1 protein-coding gene is annotated in these 16,905 nt (G+C 74.3%); it reads right to left on the reverse strand.

Going from position 1 to position 16,905, the window contains the following annotated elements; genetic code table 11:
- Positions 1 to 25 precede the first annotated feature (25 nt).
- On the reverse strand, positions 26 to 16,831 hold the full coding sequence (locus ABT123_RS21845) for an SDR family NAD(P)-dependent oxidoreductase (RefSeq protein WP_351317140.1): 16,806 nt from the start codon (positions 16,829 to 16,831) through the stop codon (positions 26 to 28).
- Positions 16,832 to 16,905 lie beyond the last annotated feature (74 nt).

Below are 16,905 nucleotides of genomic sequence, written 5' to 3' on the forward strand. Positions count from 1 at the left end.
CGTCACCGGTCCGGCCTCAGCGCCCTCAGCTGCGGGCGTCCAGCCACTCCTCGACGGCTCGCGCAGTCGTCGGAGCGTGCTGCTCCATCATGGTGAAGTGGTTGCCGGCCACGTGGACGGCGGTGTGGTCCAGGTCCCAGTAGGAACGCCAGTCGCCGTCCGTGGCGCGGGTCCAGTCGAAGAACTGCTCCTGCGCCCGGACCAGCAGGGTGGGCGTCTTCACCGTTTCCGGCTTCCAGCCGGCGAACAGCCGGAAGTAGGCGCCCATCGCCAGCAGCCGGTTGTCGTCGACCGGCACGTAGGTGTCCTGCCGCTCGTCCACCCCTGCCGACAGGCCCGGCTGGATGCCGAGGATGGCGTCGTCGTCGTGCGAGTAGATGTCGATCAGGACCACGGCCTCCGGGAAGACCCCCGCCTCTTCCAGCTTCCCGGCCACCGCGTGGGCGAAGATGCCGCCCGAGGAGTGGCCGAGGAGCACGAACGGCGCCCCGCCCGCGTGCCTCAGCACGGCCTCGGCCTTCGCCTCGATGACCGCCTCGGTGGTCGAGGGCAGCTGCTCGCCGCGTACGAAGCCGGGCGCGGCCATCGCGTGGACGTCCCGCCGGCCGCGGAACGCGGACGCGAACCGGGCGTACTGGTGCGGCCCGGAGATGGACAGGATCGAGGAGAAGCAGATCAGGCCGGCACCCGTCTCGCCGCGGGAGAGCCGTACCAGGCCGGGGGCCTTGCGCAGCTCGGCCGGCGAGGCGAACGACGGCCGGAACCGCGACGCCTGCATCAGCAGGTCCATGAACGGGCCGGACGCGCCCTGCGTTCCGGCTTCCCGGAGCATCGCCCCGAGGACCCCGGAGTCCTCCTCCTCGCCCTGCTCCGCGGCGCTGTCCGGCCCGGCGCCGCCGCCGGGGAACCCGGCGAGCTCGATGCGCAGCCGCTGGGCGACCAGCAGCGGGGTCGGGTGGTCGAACAGCAGGGTGGCGGGCAGCCGCAGACCGGTCGCCGCGTTCAGCTGGTTGCGCAGCTCGACGGCGGTCAGCGAGTCCAGGCCCAGCTCCAGGAACTCCTGGGACTCCCCGATCGCGTCGGGCGAGGGGTAGGCGAGTACCGCGGCGGCCTGGGCGCGCACGAGGTCCAGCAGCACCCGCTCCTGCTCCTCCTCCGGCAGCCCGGACAGGCCCTGGAGCTGCCGTGCGGCGGCGGACACCGCCGCGCCGGCGGGACCGGAGGCGGCCTTGCGCAGTCCGCCGCGCACCAGACCGCGGAAGAGCGGCGGGAGAGCGCCGGCCTCCGCCTGGGCCCGCAGCGGCGCCGTGTCGAGGTGCATGGCGACGAACACGCTGCCGCCGGTCAGGGCGGACGCCGTATCGAAGAGGGCCAGGCCCTCCTCGGAGGAGAGCGGGGCCAGTCCGGCGCGCGCCATCCGCTGGACGTCGGCGTCGGTGAGGTCGCCGGTCATCTCGCTGCGCTGCTCCCACAGCCCCCAGGCCAGCGACACCGCGGGCAGTCCCGCCGCGCGCCGACGCTGGGCCAGGGCGTCGAGGAAGGCGTTCGCCGCCGCGTAGTTGGCCTGCCCGGGGCTGCCGAGCGTACCGGCCGCCGAGGAGAACAGGACGAAGGCGGAGAGGTCCAGGTCCCGGGTCAGCTCGTGCAGGTGGAGGGCGGCGTCGACCTTGGGCCGCAGCACCGCGTCGATGCGCTCCGGGGTCAGGGACGGTACGAGCCCGTCGTCGAGGTGGCCCGCCGTGTGGACGACGGCGGTCAGCGGGTGCTCGGCCGGGATGCCGGCCAGCAGCGCGGCCAACGCCTCCCGGTCGGACGCGTCGCAGGCGACGACGGCCGCCTCGGCGCCCAGCGCGGCGAGCTCCGCGACGAGCTCCGCGGCACCGGCGGCCCTGGGGCCGCGCCGGCTGGTCAGCAGCAGATGCCGTACGCCCCGCTCGGTCACCAGATGCCGTGCCAGCAGGCTGCCGAGCACGCCGGTGCCGCCGGTGATGAGGACGGTACCGTCCGGGTCCAGCGCGGGACCGTCCGGTGCACGGTCGGCCGCCGTCCCGCCGCCGGTCTCGGCGGCCCCTTCCGGCGCTTCCCGCGTTTCCGGCTCTTCCGGCGCGGGGCGGACCGCGGGCACCTTCGCCAGCCTGGCGGCGTGCAGGGCCCCGCCGCGGACGGCGAGCTGCGGTTCGCCGCTCGCCACGGCGGCTGCGACCAGCGCGCCGAGGCCCGCCGGGGCGTCCTCGGTGCCGTCGCCCTCGCGGTCCGCGTCAAGGTCGAGGATCTGGAACCGGCCGGGGTTCTCCGACTGGGCGGACCTCAGCAGACCCCACACCGAGGCGTGCGCCAGGTCCGTGACCCCTTCGCCCGGCCGCACCTCGACCGCGCCACGGGTGACCACGGCGAGGCGGGCCTCGGCGAAGGTCTCCTCGGCGAGCCAGCCCTGGACGAGCGCCAGGGCCTCCCGGGCGGCCCGCCGGGTGTCCGCGGCGATGGCTCCGGCGGTGTCCGCGGCCGGTACGGCTGCGCCGTACGAGACGAGCACGGTGCCGGGCAGCGGCTTGCCGGCGACCACCACGCCCGCGAGGGCGTCCAGGTCGGCGTAGATGTCGGCCGTGATGCCCGCCTCGCGCAGCGCGGCCTCGATTCCGAGGGCGTCGGTCCCGACCACGGCCCAGTGTCCGCTCGGAGCAGCGGAGTCGGCGGGCAGGACCGGCCACTCCAGCCGGAACAGCGACTCGTGGAAGGCGGGCCGGGCCGACTGCATGCGGGCCGGGTCGAGCTCCCGCAGCAGCAGCGACTCCACCGACACGACCGGTTCGCCCTGCTCGTCGAAGGCCGTGAGGGACACGGCACCCGACCCGGCCGGGGCGAGCCGCACCCGCAGCGCGCCGGCGCCGACGGCGTGCAGGCCGACGCCGGTGAAGGAGAAGGGCAGCCGCATCCGGACGTCCCCGCCCGCCGCCTCGTCCTGCGCGGCGAAGAAGGAGCCGAGTGCGAGGCCGTGCAGCCCCGCGTCCAGCAGCGCCGGGTGCACGCCGAAGTGCGCGGCGTCGGCCCGGGGGCCGTCGGCGAGCGCGAGTTCGGCGAACAGCTCGTCGCCGTGCCGCCACGCGGACCGCAGGTTGCGGAAGGCCGGGCCGTACGCGTAGCCGGCGGCGGCGAACAGCTCGTACAGGTCGGCCACGTCGAGCTGCTCGGCCCCGGCGGGAGGCCAGGCCTCCGGGCCGGCGGCCGGCGACGCGGGCGGGGCGTCCGACGCGCCGAGCACACCAGTGGCGTGCCGCGTCCACGGCTCGTCCTGGCCGTGCCCGCCCTCGTCGGCCGCGGTCTCGGTCCGCGAGTGCACCTGGAGGGTGCGCCGGCCCGTGTCGTCGGGCGCGGCCACCGAGACCCGGAGCTGGAGCGCGCCCTGCTCGGGCAGCACCAGCGGCGCCTCCAGGGTCAGCTCCTCGAGGAGGGTGGTGCCGGCCCGCTGGCCGGCGTGCAGCGCGAGCTCCACGAAGGCGGTACCGGGCAGCATGACGGTGTCCGCCGCCCGGTGGTCGGCCAGCCAGGGGTGGCTCTGGAGCGACAGGCGCCCCGTGAACAGGAAGCCGTCCGAGTCGGGCAGTTCCACGGCCGCACCGAGCAGCGGGTGCCCGGCCGACCCGAGCCCGGCCGAGGCCACGTCGCCGACCTGGCCGGCCGGCACGTCGATCCAGTAGCGGTCGCGCTGGAAGGCGTAGGTGGGGAGGTCGACGCGCTGGGCGCCGGTACCGGCGAAGACGGCGTCCCAGTCGACGGTCACGCCGCGGACGTAGGCCTCGCCGAGGGAGAGCCAGAAGCGTTCCAGGCCGCCCTCGTTGCGGCGCAGGGAACCGAGCACGGCGGCCTCGCGGCCGGCGTCCTCGGCCGTCTCCTGCATGCCGACGGTCAGCACCGGGTGCGGGCTCGACTCGACGAAGACGCCGAAGCCGTGGTCGAGGAGGGTGCGGGTGGCCTGCTCCAGCTCGACGGTCTGGCGCAGGTTGCGGAACCAGTAGCCGGCGTCCAGCTCCGGCCCCTCGACCCATTCACCGGTGACGGTCGACAGGAACGGGACTTCGGCGGTGCGCGGGGCGATCGGGGTGAGGAGCTCGGCGAGCTCGTCCCGCAGCAGTTCCACCTGTGCGGAGTGCGAGGCGTAGTCCACGGCGATCCGCTTGGCACGGATCCCGTCGGCCTCGCACGCGGCGAGCAGCTCGTCCAGGGCCTGGACCTCGCCGGACACGACCACCGAGGAGGGGCCGTTGGCCGCGGCGACCGAGATCCGCTGCTCGCCCCAGGGGGCGATGCGGTCACGGACCGCGGCGGCCGGCAGCGGTACGGACACCATTCCGCCCAGACCGGCCAGCACGCGGCCGATGGCCTGGCTCCGCAGGGCCACGACCCGGGACGCGTCCTCGAGGGAGAGGATCCCGGCCACACACGCCGCCGCGATCTCGCCCTGTGAGTGCCCGATCACCGCGGCCGGACGCACGCCCGCCGCACGCCACACCTCGGCGAGGGACACCATCACCGCGAACAGCGCCGGCTGGACCACGTCCACCCGGTCGAGGGTGGGCGCGCCCTCGACGCCGCGCAGGACGTCGGTCAGCGACCAGTCGGTGAAGGGCTCCAGCGCCTTCGCGCACTCGTCGATCCGCGAGGCGAACGCCGGGGACGACTCCAGCAGGCCCACCGCCATGCCGACCCACTGCGAGCCCTGACCGGGGAAGACGAACGCCGTCTTCCCGGTGCTCACGGCGCCGCGCGTCACTCCGGCGGCTGCGGCCCCGTCCTCCAGCGCGGTCAGACCGCGCAGCAGCTCCTGCCGGTCACCGGCCACGACCACCGCGCGGTGGTCGAAGACGGCCCGTGTCGTGGCCAGGGAGAGCGCCACATCGGCGGACCTGAGCCCGGCGGCGCCCTCCAGGTGCCTGCGCAGGCTGGCCGCCTGGCCGCGCACGGCGTCCGCCGACTTCGCGGACAGCACGTACGGCAGCACCGGCACCGTGCCGGTCTCGGCCGCGGTCACCACGGCCTCGTCGGGGGCCTGCTCGATGATCGTGTGCGCGTTGGTTCCGCCGATGCCGAACGACGACACGGCCGCGCGGCGCGGGCGCCCGGTCTCCGGCCAGGGGGTGGCCGATTCCAGGAGCGAGACCGCTCCCGCCGACCAGTCGACGTGCGGGGTGGGCTCGTCGACGTGCAGGGACTTCGGCAGGACGCCGTGCCGGATCGCCTGGACCATCTTGATGACGCCCGCGACACCGGCGGCGGCCTGGGTGTGGCCCACGTTGGACTTGATCGAGCCGAGCCACAGCGGCTGCTCGTCCGTGTGCTCCTGACCGTAGGTGGCCAGCAGCGCCTGCGCCTCGATGGGGTCGCCGAGCGTGGTACCGGTGCCGTGGGCCTCGACGGCGTCCACCTCCGCGGCGGACAGACCGGCGTTGGCCAGGGCCTGGCGGATGACGCGCTGCTGCGAGGGGCCGTTCGGGGCCGTAAGGCCGTTGGAGGCGCCGTCCTGGTTGACCGCCGAGCCCCGGACCACGGCGAGGACCGGGTGGCCCTTGGCGCGGGCGTCCGAGAGCCGTTCGACGAGCAGCATGCCGACGCCCTCGCCCCACGCGGTGCCGTCGGCGGCGGCGGCGAACGGCTTGCAACGCCCGTCGGACGCCAGGCCGCGCTGGATGCTGAAGGCGATGAAGGTGCCGGGCGTGGCCATCACGGTCACGCCGCCGGCGAGCGCCATGTCGCATTCGCCGTTGCGCAGCGCCTGGACGGCGAGGTGCAGGGTGACGAGCGAAGAGGAGCAGGCCGTGTCGACCGTCACCGCCGGGCCTTCGAGGCCGAACGTGTACGAGACGCGGCCCGAAGCGACACTGCCCGAGCTGGACGTCCCCATGTAGCCCTCCAGGCCCTCCGGGGCCCGGTGGAGCAGGGTGCCGTAGTCGTTGTACATCACGCCCGCGAACACGCCGGTCCGGCTCCCGCGCATGGACGCCGGGTCGATGCCGGCCCGCTCGAACGCCTCCCAAGAGGTCTCCAGCAGCAGTCGCTGCTGCGGGTCGGTGGCCAGGGCCTCGCGCGGCGAGATCCCGAAGAACGTCGGGTCGAAGTGGTGCGCGTCGTGCAGGAACCCGCCGGTCGGGCTGTAGTCGGCGCCCGGCTGGCCGGGGTCGAGGATTCCGGCGAGGTCCCAGCCGCGGTCGTCGGGCATGGCGGAGATGGCGTCCCGGCCGTCCGCGACGAGCCGCCACAGGTCCTCGGGCGAGCGGACGTCACCGGGGAAGCGGCAGGCCATCGCCACGATGGCGATCGGCTCGTCCTCGTGTACGGAGGCCGCGACCGTGGCCACGTCCGCTCCCTGGCCGCCGAGCAGTTCGGCGTGCAGGTACTCCGCCAGGACCGCCGGATTCGGGTAGTCGAAGACGAGGGTGGCCGGCAGGCGCACGCCCGTCGCCGCCGCGAGGCGGTTGCGCAGCTCCACCGCGGTCAGCGAATCGAAGCCGACCTCGCTGAACGACCGCGCCGGGTCCACCGCTTCGGGGCCCGCGAAGCCGAGTACCGCGGCCACCTGGCCCCGGACCAGCTCCAGCAGGGCGCCCGGCCGCTGGTCCTGCGGCAGCGCGGCGAGCTTCCGCGCGAAGGCACCGCCGGCGGCCGTGCCGCCCCGGGCCGCACGGCGCGAGGGCATGCGGACGAGACCGGAGAGCAGGGGCGGGAGCAGTCCACCGCGTGCGGCGGCGCGCAGCGCGGCCAGGTCCAGCCTGACCGGCACCAGCAGGGCCTGCCCGGAGGCGCACGCGCTGTCGAACAGGGCCACGCCTTCGGCGGCGGTCAGGGCGACCACGCCACCGCGGCCCATACGCGAGACGTCGCCGGCGTCCAGGGTGTCCCCCATGCCGCCCACCTCGTCCCACAGGCCCCAGGCGAGGGACGTCGCCGCCAGGCCCTGGGCCTGGCGGTGGGCCGCGAGGGCGTCCAGGAAGGTGTTGGCGGCGGCGTAGTTGGCCTGACCGGCACCGCCGAAGACACCGGCGGCGGAGGAGAACAGGACGAACGCGGCCAGGTCGAGGCCGGCCGTCAGCTCGTGCAGGTTCCACGCGGCGTCCACCTTCGGACGCAGTACGGCCGACAGCCGCTCGGCGGTCAGGGAGCCGACGACACCGTCGTCCAGGACACCGGCCGTGTGCACGACCGCCGTCAGCGGGTGCTCGGCGGGGATCGCGGCCAGGACGGCGGCCAGCGCGTCACGGTCGGCCACGTCACAGGCGGCCCACGACGCCTCGGCACCCAGCCCGGCGAGCTCCGCCGACAGGCCGGCGGCGCCCTCGGCGGCGTCGCCACGCCGACTGACCAGCAGCAGGCGCCGTACACCGTGCTCGGTCACCAGGTGACGGGCGAACAGCCCGCCCAGCGAACCACTCGCACCCGTCACCAGCACCGTGCCCCCGGCCGCCCACTCCGGATCGGAGCCGGCGACCGACGCACGCGCCAGCCGCGGTACCAGCAGCACGCCCCCGCGCACCGCCACCTCGGACTCGCCCGAGGCCAGGGCCGCCGAGAGCGCGTGCTCCACGTCGCCGTCGGCGTCGACGTCCACCAGGACGATCCGGCCCGGGTTCTCCGACTGCGCCGAACGCACCAGGCCCCACACCGAGGCGTGCACCAGGTCCGCCGGACCGTCATCCGGGGCGACGGTCACGGCGCCGCGGGTCAGGAACGCCAGACGCGCATCGGCGAAGCGGTCGTCGGACAGCCACCGCTGGAGCAGCGTCAGTACCCGGCCCGCCTCGGCGTGCACCGCGTCGGCCACGTCCGTGCCGGCGGGCTCCCGGCACGACAGCACCAGCGCGCCCGGAATCGCGTCGAGAGCGTCGAGGACCTGCGCGTCGGCCTCGTCCCGCATGACCCAGTCGCCGAACAGCGCGTCCGACGGCATCAGTTCGCGCCACTCGACGCGGAACAGCGCGTCGCCGAGGCCACCGACCTGCCGGCCGAGCTGCTCGGGCGAGAAGGCGCGCAGGGCGAGGCTGTCCACCGAGGCGACGGGGACGCCTTCGGCGTCGGCGATCTCCAGACGCACCGCTTCCCGGCCGGCCCGGGAGAGCCGTACCCGCAGGGTGTCCGCTCCCGTGGAGTGGACCGCGACCCCGGACCAGGAGAACGGCAGCCGCGGCTGGCCGGTGTCCTCCACGAGGGAGCCGAGCCCGATGGCGTGCAGAACGGAGTCGAGGAGCGCCGGGTGGATCGTGAACTGTTCGGCGTCCGGGCCCTGCTCGTCGCCGAGGCCGACCTCGGCGAACACCTCGTCGCCCTTCCGCCAGGCGGCCCGCAGGCCCTGGAACACCGGCCCGTAGCCGAAGCCGGACTCCGCGAAGCCCTCGTACAGCTCCTCGACGTCGACGGGCTCCGCGCCGGCCGGCGGCCAGGCCGCGAGGTCGAACACCGGGGGCTCCTCCGCACCCATCGCGAGGGTCGCGGTGCCGTTCCGGAGCCAGAGGGCGTTGTCCGCCGCCAGGCCGTCGCGCGAGTGGAAGGCGAGGGGCCGGCGGCCCGACTCGTCGGGCGCCCCGACGGCGATCTGGAGCTCGACGGCGCCGTCCTCGGCGAGGACGAGGGGGGCGGACAGGGTCAGCTCTTCCACCAGGTCGCAGCCGACCTGCTCACCGGCGCGCAGCGCCAGCTCGACGAACGCCGTACCGGGCAGCGTGACCGCACCCATGACCACGTGGTCGGCGAGCCACGGGTGGGTGGCGACGGACAGCCGCCCGGTGAGGAGCAGGCCGTTGGCGTCGGCCAGCATCATCGAGGCACCGAGCAGGGGGTGGTCGGCGGGCCGCAGGCCCGCGGCGGTCGCGTCGGCGGAGGACCCGACGGGGAGGTCGATCCAGTACCGCTCGTGCTGGAAGGCGTAGGTCGGCAGGTCGATGCTCCGGGCACCGGTGCCCGCGAAGTACGACTCCCAGTCGACGGGGGCCCCGTGGGCGTGGGCCTCGGCGACGGCGGCCGTGAGGGCGGCCGTCTCGGGACGCTCCTTGCGCAGGGCGGGGGCGAACGCCGCACCCTGCGTGTCGTCGGTCAGGCAGGCCTGCGCCATGGCGCAGAGGACGCCGTCGGGGCCCAGTTCGAGGTACGTGGTCACCCCGGCCGCTTCGAGGGCGCGGACGCCGTCGAGGAAGCGGACCGCCTCGCGGGCGTGCCGGACCCAGAAGTCCGCCGAGCCCATCTCGTCGGTGACGCGGGCGCCGGTCAGGTTCGAGACGACCGGGATCCGCGGGGCGGCGAAGGTCAGCCCCTCCACCACCTGGCGGAAGGCGTCGAGCATGCCGTCCATGTGCGGCGAGTGGAACGCGTGGCTCACGGAGAGGCGCTTGGACTTGCGGTCCGGGAAGGCTTCCAGGACGGCGGTCGCGGCGTGCGCGTCACCGGCGACCACGACCGAGCGCGGACCGTTGATCGCGGCGATGCTCACCCGGTCGGTCAGCAGCGGCAGGACCTCGTCCTCCGAGGCTTCGAGTGCGATCATCACGCCGCCGCCCGGCAGGGCCTGCATCAGCCGGCCCCGGGCCGCCACCAGCGTGCACGCGTCGTCCAGGGTCAGCACCCCGGCCACGTGCGCGGCCGCGATCTCGCCGATCGAGTGCCCGGACAGGAAGTCCGGCTTCACACCCCACGACTCCAGCAGCCGGAACAGCGCCACCTCCAGCGCGAACAGCGCCGGCTGGGTGAACTCCGTCCGGTCCAGCAGCTCCGCGTCCGTACCGAAGAGGGCCTTGCCGAGGGGCAGTCGGATGCGTTCGCACACCGCGTCCAGCGCGGCGGCGAACACCGGGTGGGCCTCGTACAGCTCACGCCCCATCCCGAGGCGCTGGCTGCCCTGGCCGGTGAACAGGAAGGCCAGCTTCCCGGCTCCGGCGGCGCCCACGGTGCCGCTCGTGATCCCGGCGGCGGACACGTCGCCGTCCGCCAGCGCGGCCAACGCGCCAAGCAGCTCCTCCCGGGACCCGGCGACGACCACCGCCCGGTGGGCGAAGGCCGCGCGACGGGTGGCCAACGAGTAGGCCATGTCGGCCGCTCCGGCCTCCGGCGTGTCCTGCAGGTGGGTCCGCAGGCGGGCCGCCTGGGCGCTCAGCGCGTCCGCCGACTTCGCCGACAGCACGTACGGCAGCACCGGCTCCGTACCCGTCTCGGCCACGATCACCGCCGCCTCGTCGGGGGCCTGCTCGATGATCGTGTGCGCGTTCGTGCCGCTGATGCCGAACGACGAGATGGCCGCTCGGCGCGGACGTCCGGTCTCCGGCCAGGCCACCGACTCCGTCAGCAGCTCGACGGCGCCCTCGGACCAGTCGACGTGCGGGGACGGCTCGTCCACGTGCAGCGTCTTCGGCACCGTCCCGTGCCGCATGGCCTGCACCATCTTGATGATGCCCGCGACACCGGCGGCGGCCTGCGTGTGGCCCATGTTCGACTTGATGGAGCCGAGCAGCAGCGGCCGGTCCTCCGGCCGGTCCTGCCCGTACGTGGCCAGCAGCGCCTGGGCTTCGATCGGGTCGCCGAGGGTCGTGCCCGTGCCGTGCGCCTCGACCACGTCGACATCGGCGGAGGCCAGGCCCGCGTTGGCCAGGGCCTGGCGGATGACGCGCTGCTGCGAGGGGCCGTTGGGGGCGGTCAGCCCGTTGGAGGCGCCGTCCTGGTTGATCGCCGAGCCGCGGACCACGGCGAGCACCGGGTGCCCGTTGCGCCGCGCGTCCGAGAGCCGTTCGACGAGGAGCATGCCGACGCCCTCGCCCCACGCGGTGCCGTCGGCGGCGGCGGCGAACGGCTTGCAGCGGCCGTCCGTCGCGAGGCCGCGCTGGCGGCTGAAGGCGATGAAGGTGCCGGGCGTGGCCATCACGGTCACGCCGCCGGCGAGCGCGAGGTCGCATTCGCCGTTGCGCAGCGCCTGGACGGCGAGGTGCAGGGTGACGAGCGAGGAGGAACAGGCCGTGTCGACCGTGACCGCCGGGCCCTCCAGGCCGAACGTGTACGAGACGCGGCCCGAAGCGACACTGCCCGAGCTGGACGTCCCCATGTAGCCCTCCAGGCCCTCCGGGGCCCGGTGCAGGAGCGTGCCGTAGTCGTTGTACATCACGCCCGCGAACACGCCCGTGCGGCTGCCCCGCATCGACGCCGGGTCGATGCGGGCCCGCTCGAAGGCCTCCCAGGAGGTCTCCAGCAGCAGTCGCTGCTGCGGGTCGGTGGCCAGGGCCTCGCGCGGGGAGATCCCGAAGAAGGTGGGGTCGAAGTGGTGCGCGTCGTGCAGGAACCCGCCGGCCGTGCTGTAGCTGGTGCCCTGCCGGTCCGGGTCGGCGTCGAAGAGTGCTTCGAGGTCCCAGCCCCGGTCGGCGGGCATGTCCGAGATCGCGTCCCGCCCGTCGCGGACGAGCCGCCACAGGTCCTCGGGCGAGCGGACGTCACCGGGGAAGCGGCAGGCCATCGAGACGATGGCGATCGGCTCGTCGTCGTGCGCGGCGACGGCGGTCGGGGCCGCGTCCGCTTCCTGGCCGCCGAGCAGTTCGGTGTGCAGGTACTCCGCCAGGACGGTGGGCGTCGGGTAGTCGAAGACGAGGGTGGCGGGCAGGCGGACGCCGGAGGCGGCGCCGAGGCGGTTGCGGAGTTCGACGGCGGTCAGCGAGTCGAAGCCGACCTCGCTGAACGACCGCGCCGGGTCCACCGCCTCCGGCCCCGCGAAGCCGAGGACGGCCGCGACCTGGCCGCGGACCAGCCCGAGGACGGCGCCGGCCCGCTGGTCCTGCGGCAGGGCGGCGAGCTGCCGGGCGAACGCGCCGCCGGCTCCCCGGGCTGCCCGGCGGGCCGGCATCCGGACGAGGCCGGACAGCAGCGGCGGGAGCATGCCGCCGCTCGCCGCGGCGCGCAGGGCTGCCATGTCCAGCTTCACGGGCACGAGCAGCGGCTGCTCGGTGGCGCAGGCCGCGTCGAACAGGGCGAGGCCGGTCTCCGGCGTAAGGGCGCCCACGCCGCCGCGGTTCATGCGGTCGCGGTCGCCGTCGGCCAGGTCACCGCCCATGCCGCCGATCTCGGCCCACAGGCCCCAGGCGAGGGACGTGGCGGTCAGGCCCTGGGCCCGGCGGTGCGCGGCCAGGGCGTCCAGGAAGGTGTTGCCGGCGGCGTAGTTGGCCTGACCGGCACCACCGAACACACCGGCGGCGGACGAGAACAGCACGAACGCGGAGAGGTCCAGGTCCCGGGTGAGTTCGTGGAGGTTCCAGGCCGCGTCGACCTTCGGCCGGAGCACGGCCGACAGCCGCTCGTCGGTCAGCGAACCGACCACACCGTCGTCCAGGACACCGGCCGTGTGGACGACCGCCGTCAGCGGGTGCTCAGCGGGTATGCCTGCCAGTACGGCCGCCAGAGCTTCCCGGTCGGCCACGTCACACGCCGCCCATGACACCTCGGCGCCCAGACCCGCAAGCTCGGCGGACAGCTCGGCCGCCTCGCCGCGGCGGCTGACCAGCAGCAGGCGCCGTACACCGTGCTCGGTGACCAGGTGACGGGCGAACAGCCCGCCCAGCGAACCACTCGCACCGGTGACGAGCACCGTGCCCTCGGTGGCCCACCCCGCGGCCGTGTCCGCGGCGAGCGCCGCACGCGCCAGCTTCGGCGCCAGCAGCGCGCCGCCCCGTACCGCCAGCTCGGACTCGCCCGAGGCCAGCGCGGCCGACAGCCCGGCCTCGACGTCACCCTCGGCGTCGACGTCGACCAGGACGAACCGGCCCGGGTTCTCCGACTGGGCCGAACGCACCAGACCCCACACCGAGGCGTGGACCAGGTCCGGCACACCCTCGCCCGGTACGGCCTCCACCGCGCCCCGCGTCAGGAACACCAGACGCGACTGCGCGAAACGCCTGTCGGACAGGCACTCCTTGAGCAGCGTCAGCACCTGGCCCGTCTGCGCGTGGACCGCGCCCGCCAGGTCCTCGGCGGCTGCCTCCACGCACGGCACGACCAGCGCCGCCGGAATCTCACCGCCCTCGGCCACGGCCACGGCCAGCCCGGCGAGATCCGCGAACACCTGCGTACCCTCGCTCAGCATCAGCCAGTCACCGGACGACTCGCCGGACGCCACCTCCGTCCAGGCCACGTGGTACAGGGAGTCCCCGTGACCGCCGGCCTGCCGGCCGAGCTGCTCCGGCGAGAATGCGCGCAGCGCCAGGCTGTCCACCGACGCGACGGGCACACCCTCCGCGTCGGCGATCTCCAGCCGTACGGCGTCCCGCCCGGCCCGCGAGAGCCGCACCCGCACGCTGTCCGCACCGACGGAGTGCACCACCACGCCGGACCACGAGAACGGCAGCCGGCCCTGACCGGTGTCCTCCACCAGCGCACCCAGCCCGATGCCGTGCAGAACCGCGTCCAGCAGCGCCGGGTGGATCGTGAACGACTCCGCACCCGGCTCGGTCTCGGCGTCGAGGCTGACCTCGGCGAACACGTCCTCGCCCCGGCGCCAGGCGGCCCGCAGCCCCTGGAAGGCCGGCCCGTACCCGAAACCGGAGTCGGAGAGGCCCTCGTACAGGCCCTCCACGGGGACGGCTTCCGCCCCGGCCGGCGGCCACTCGGTGAGGTCGAAGCCGGGGGTGTCGCCCGCCCCTTCGGCCAGGAGCGCGGTCGCGTTCCGGATCCACGGCTCGTCGTAGGCCGCGCGGTCGTCGCGGGAGTGGAAAACGACCGACCGTCGGCCGGACGCGTCAGGCGCCGCGACGGAGATCTGGAGCTCGACGCCGCCCTCCTCGGGCAGCACCAACGGAGCGGCGAGCGTGAGGTCGTCGACCAGGTCGCAGCCGACCTGCTCACCCGCCCGCAGGGCCAGCTCAACGAATGCGGTGCCCGGCAGCAGAACGGAGCCCATGACCCGGTGGTCGCCGAGCCAGGGGTGCGTCGTCAGCGACAGGCGCCCGGTGAGCAGCAGCCCGTCGGCGTCCGCCAGGGAGACCGAGGCGCCCAGCAGCGGGTGGTCGGCGGACCTGAGGCCCACGGTGGTCACGTCCCCGCCGAGGGATCCGGCATCGAGCCAGTAGTGCTCGCGCTGGAAGGCGTAGGTAGGCAGGTCGACGTGCTCGGCTCCGGTGTCGGAGTGGTACGCCTGCCAGTCGACGGCGACGCCCCGGACATGGGCCTGGGCGAGGGCCGCAACGACGGTCTCCGCCTCGGAGCGACCCTTGCGGACGGTCGGAGTGAAGGCGGTGGAGCCGGTGTCGTCGGTCAAGCAGGCCTGCGCCATCGCAGAGAGGACACCGTCGGGGCCGAGCTCGACGTACGTCGTCACCCCGGCGGCTTCCAGAGCGCGTACGCCGTCCAGGAAGCGCACCGCCTCCCGAACGTGCCGCACCCAGAACTCCGCCGAACCCATCTCGCCGGACACGAGGGCACCGGTCAAGTTCGACACGATCGGAATGCTCGGGGCGGCGAAGGTGAGCCCCGCCACCACCTCGCGGAACGCCTCCAACATGCCGTCCATGTGCGGCGAGTGGAACGCATGGCTCACCGTCAGGCGCTTGCTCTTGCGGCCGGAGAACGACTCGGCGATCGCAACCGCCGCATCCTCGTCACCAGCGATGACGACGGACCGCGGACCGTTGACCGCCGCAATGCTCACCCGGTCCGTCAGCAGCGGAAGAACCTCATCCTCCGAAGCCTCCAGCGCGATCATCACACCACCGGCCGGCAGCGCCTGCATCAGACGACCACGGGCGGCGACCAGGGTGCACGCATCGTCCAGGGACAGCACCCCCGCGACGTGCGCGGCGGCGATCTCACCGATGGAGTGACCGGCCAGGAAGTCCGGCCGCAGACCCCAGGACTCGACCAGCCGGAACAGCGCCACCTCGACCGCGAACAGCGCCGGCTGGGTGAACTCCGTCCGGTCCAGCAGCTCCGCATCCGAACCGAACAGCACCTCCTTCAGCGGCAGTTCCAGCCGCTCACACACCGCGTCCAGCGCCTCCGCGAACACCGGATAGGCGTCATACAGCTCACGCCCCATCCCCAGCCGCTGACTCCCCTGCCCCGTGAACAAGAACGCGAGCTTGCCCCGTGCCCCGACCTCACCCCGTACGACCCGCGACGCGGCGGTGTCGTCACCGGAGGCCAGCGCGGCAAGGTCGGCGAGGGCCTGCTCCCGGTCGCCGGCCACGACGACGGCTCGGTGTTCGAGGGCGGCGCGACCGGTGGCCAGCGAACGGCTGATGTCCGCCGCCGCCTGGTCGGGGTGGGCGCGCAGGTGAGTGAGCAGGCGCTCGGCCTGGGCCCTCAGCGCTTCTTCGGTGCGGGCCGAGACGGGCCACGGCAGCACCGGAGGCACCACGACGGGACGGGGCCGCGCGCCGGACTCGACGGCGTCGGCCTCGATGGCGTCGGCCTCGGAGGGTTCGACGGCTGCCGGTGCCGGGGCCGGGGCCGGTGCCTGCTCGATGATCGTGTGCGCGTTGGTGCCGCTGATGCCGAACGACGACACCGCGGCGCGCCGCGGGCGGCCGGTCTCCGGCCATTCCACCGTCTGGCGAACCAGTGAAACGGCGCCCGCGGACCAGTCCACCTTGGTGGACGGCTCGTCCACGTGCAGGGACTTCGGGATCCGGCCGTTCCGGATCGCCATGACCATCTTGATGACGCCCGCGACACCGGCCGCAGCCTGCGTGTGCCCGATGTTCGACTTGACCGAGCCCAGCCACAGCGGACGGTCGTCGGTGTGCTCCCGGCCGTACGTGGCCAGCAGCGCCTGCGCCTCGATCGGGTCGCCCAGGGTCGTGCCCGTGCCGTGCGCCTCGACGACGTCGATGTCGGCGGCGGTGAGCCGCGCGTCGGCCAGGGCCTGGCGGATGACGCGCTGCTGCGAGGGACCGTTCGGGGCGGTCAGGCCGTTCGAGGCACCGTCCTGGTTGACGGCCGAACCACGGACGACGGCCAGGACGCGGTGACCGTTGCGCTGGGCGTCGGACAGCCGCTCCACGAGCAGCATGCCCGCGCCCTCGCCCCACCCGGTGCCGTCGGCGGCGTCCGCGAAGGACTTGCAGCGGCCGTCGAAGGACAGGCCTCGCTGCTTGCTGAACTCGGTGAAGGTGCCGGGCGTCGGCATGACGGTGACGCCACCCGCGAGGGCGAGCGAACACTCACCCTTACGGAGGGCCTGCATGGCCAGGTGCAGGGTGACGAGGGAGGAGGAACAGGCGGTGTCGACGGTGAGCGCCGGGCCCTCCAGGCCGAACGTGTACGAGACGCGGCCGGAGGCGATGCTGCTGGAGGCGCCGGTGCCGAGGTAGCCCTCGACCTCCGGCGGGACGGCACGCAGCCGCGACGCGTAGTCGTGGTACATGACGCCCGTGAACACACCGGTGCGGCTGCCGCGCACCGAGGTGGGGTCGATACCGGCCCGTTCGAAGGCCTCCCAGGAGATCTCCAGCAGCAGGCGCTGCTGCGGGTCCATCGCCATGGCTTCCCGGGGCGAGATCCCGAAGAACTCCGGCTCGAACCGGTTGGCCGAGTGCAGGAAGCCGCCTTCCTGCACGTAGCTGGTGCCCCGCCCGTCCGGGTCCGCGTCGAAGAGCTGCCCCGTGTCCCAGCCCCGGTCCGTCGGGAACGGGGAGATCGCGTCGGTCTCCTCGGACACCAGCCGCCACAGGTCCTCGGGGGACTCGACGTCTCCCGGGTAGCGGCAGCTCATCCCGATGATCGCGATCGGCTCCTGCTCCTCCGACTCGACGTCCTGCAGCCGGCGGCGCGTCTCGTGGAGGTCGGCCGTCACCCGCTTCAGGAAATACCGGAGCTTTTCCTCGTTCATGCGTGCATCCCTCGTACAGAAGCCAGAAAGTGAGAGTGGTCGGAAGGGGTGGAGCGGAGCCGTCGGGTCATGAG

The sequence above is a fragment of the Streptomyces sp. NPDC002054 genome (assembly GCF_040296685.1).
Taxonomy (GTDB): domain Bacteria; phylum Actinomycetota; class Actinomycetes; order Streptomycetales; family Streptomycetaceae; genus Streptomyces.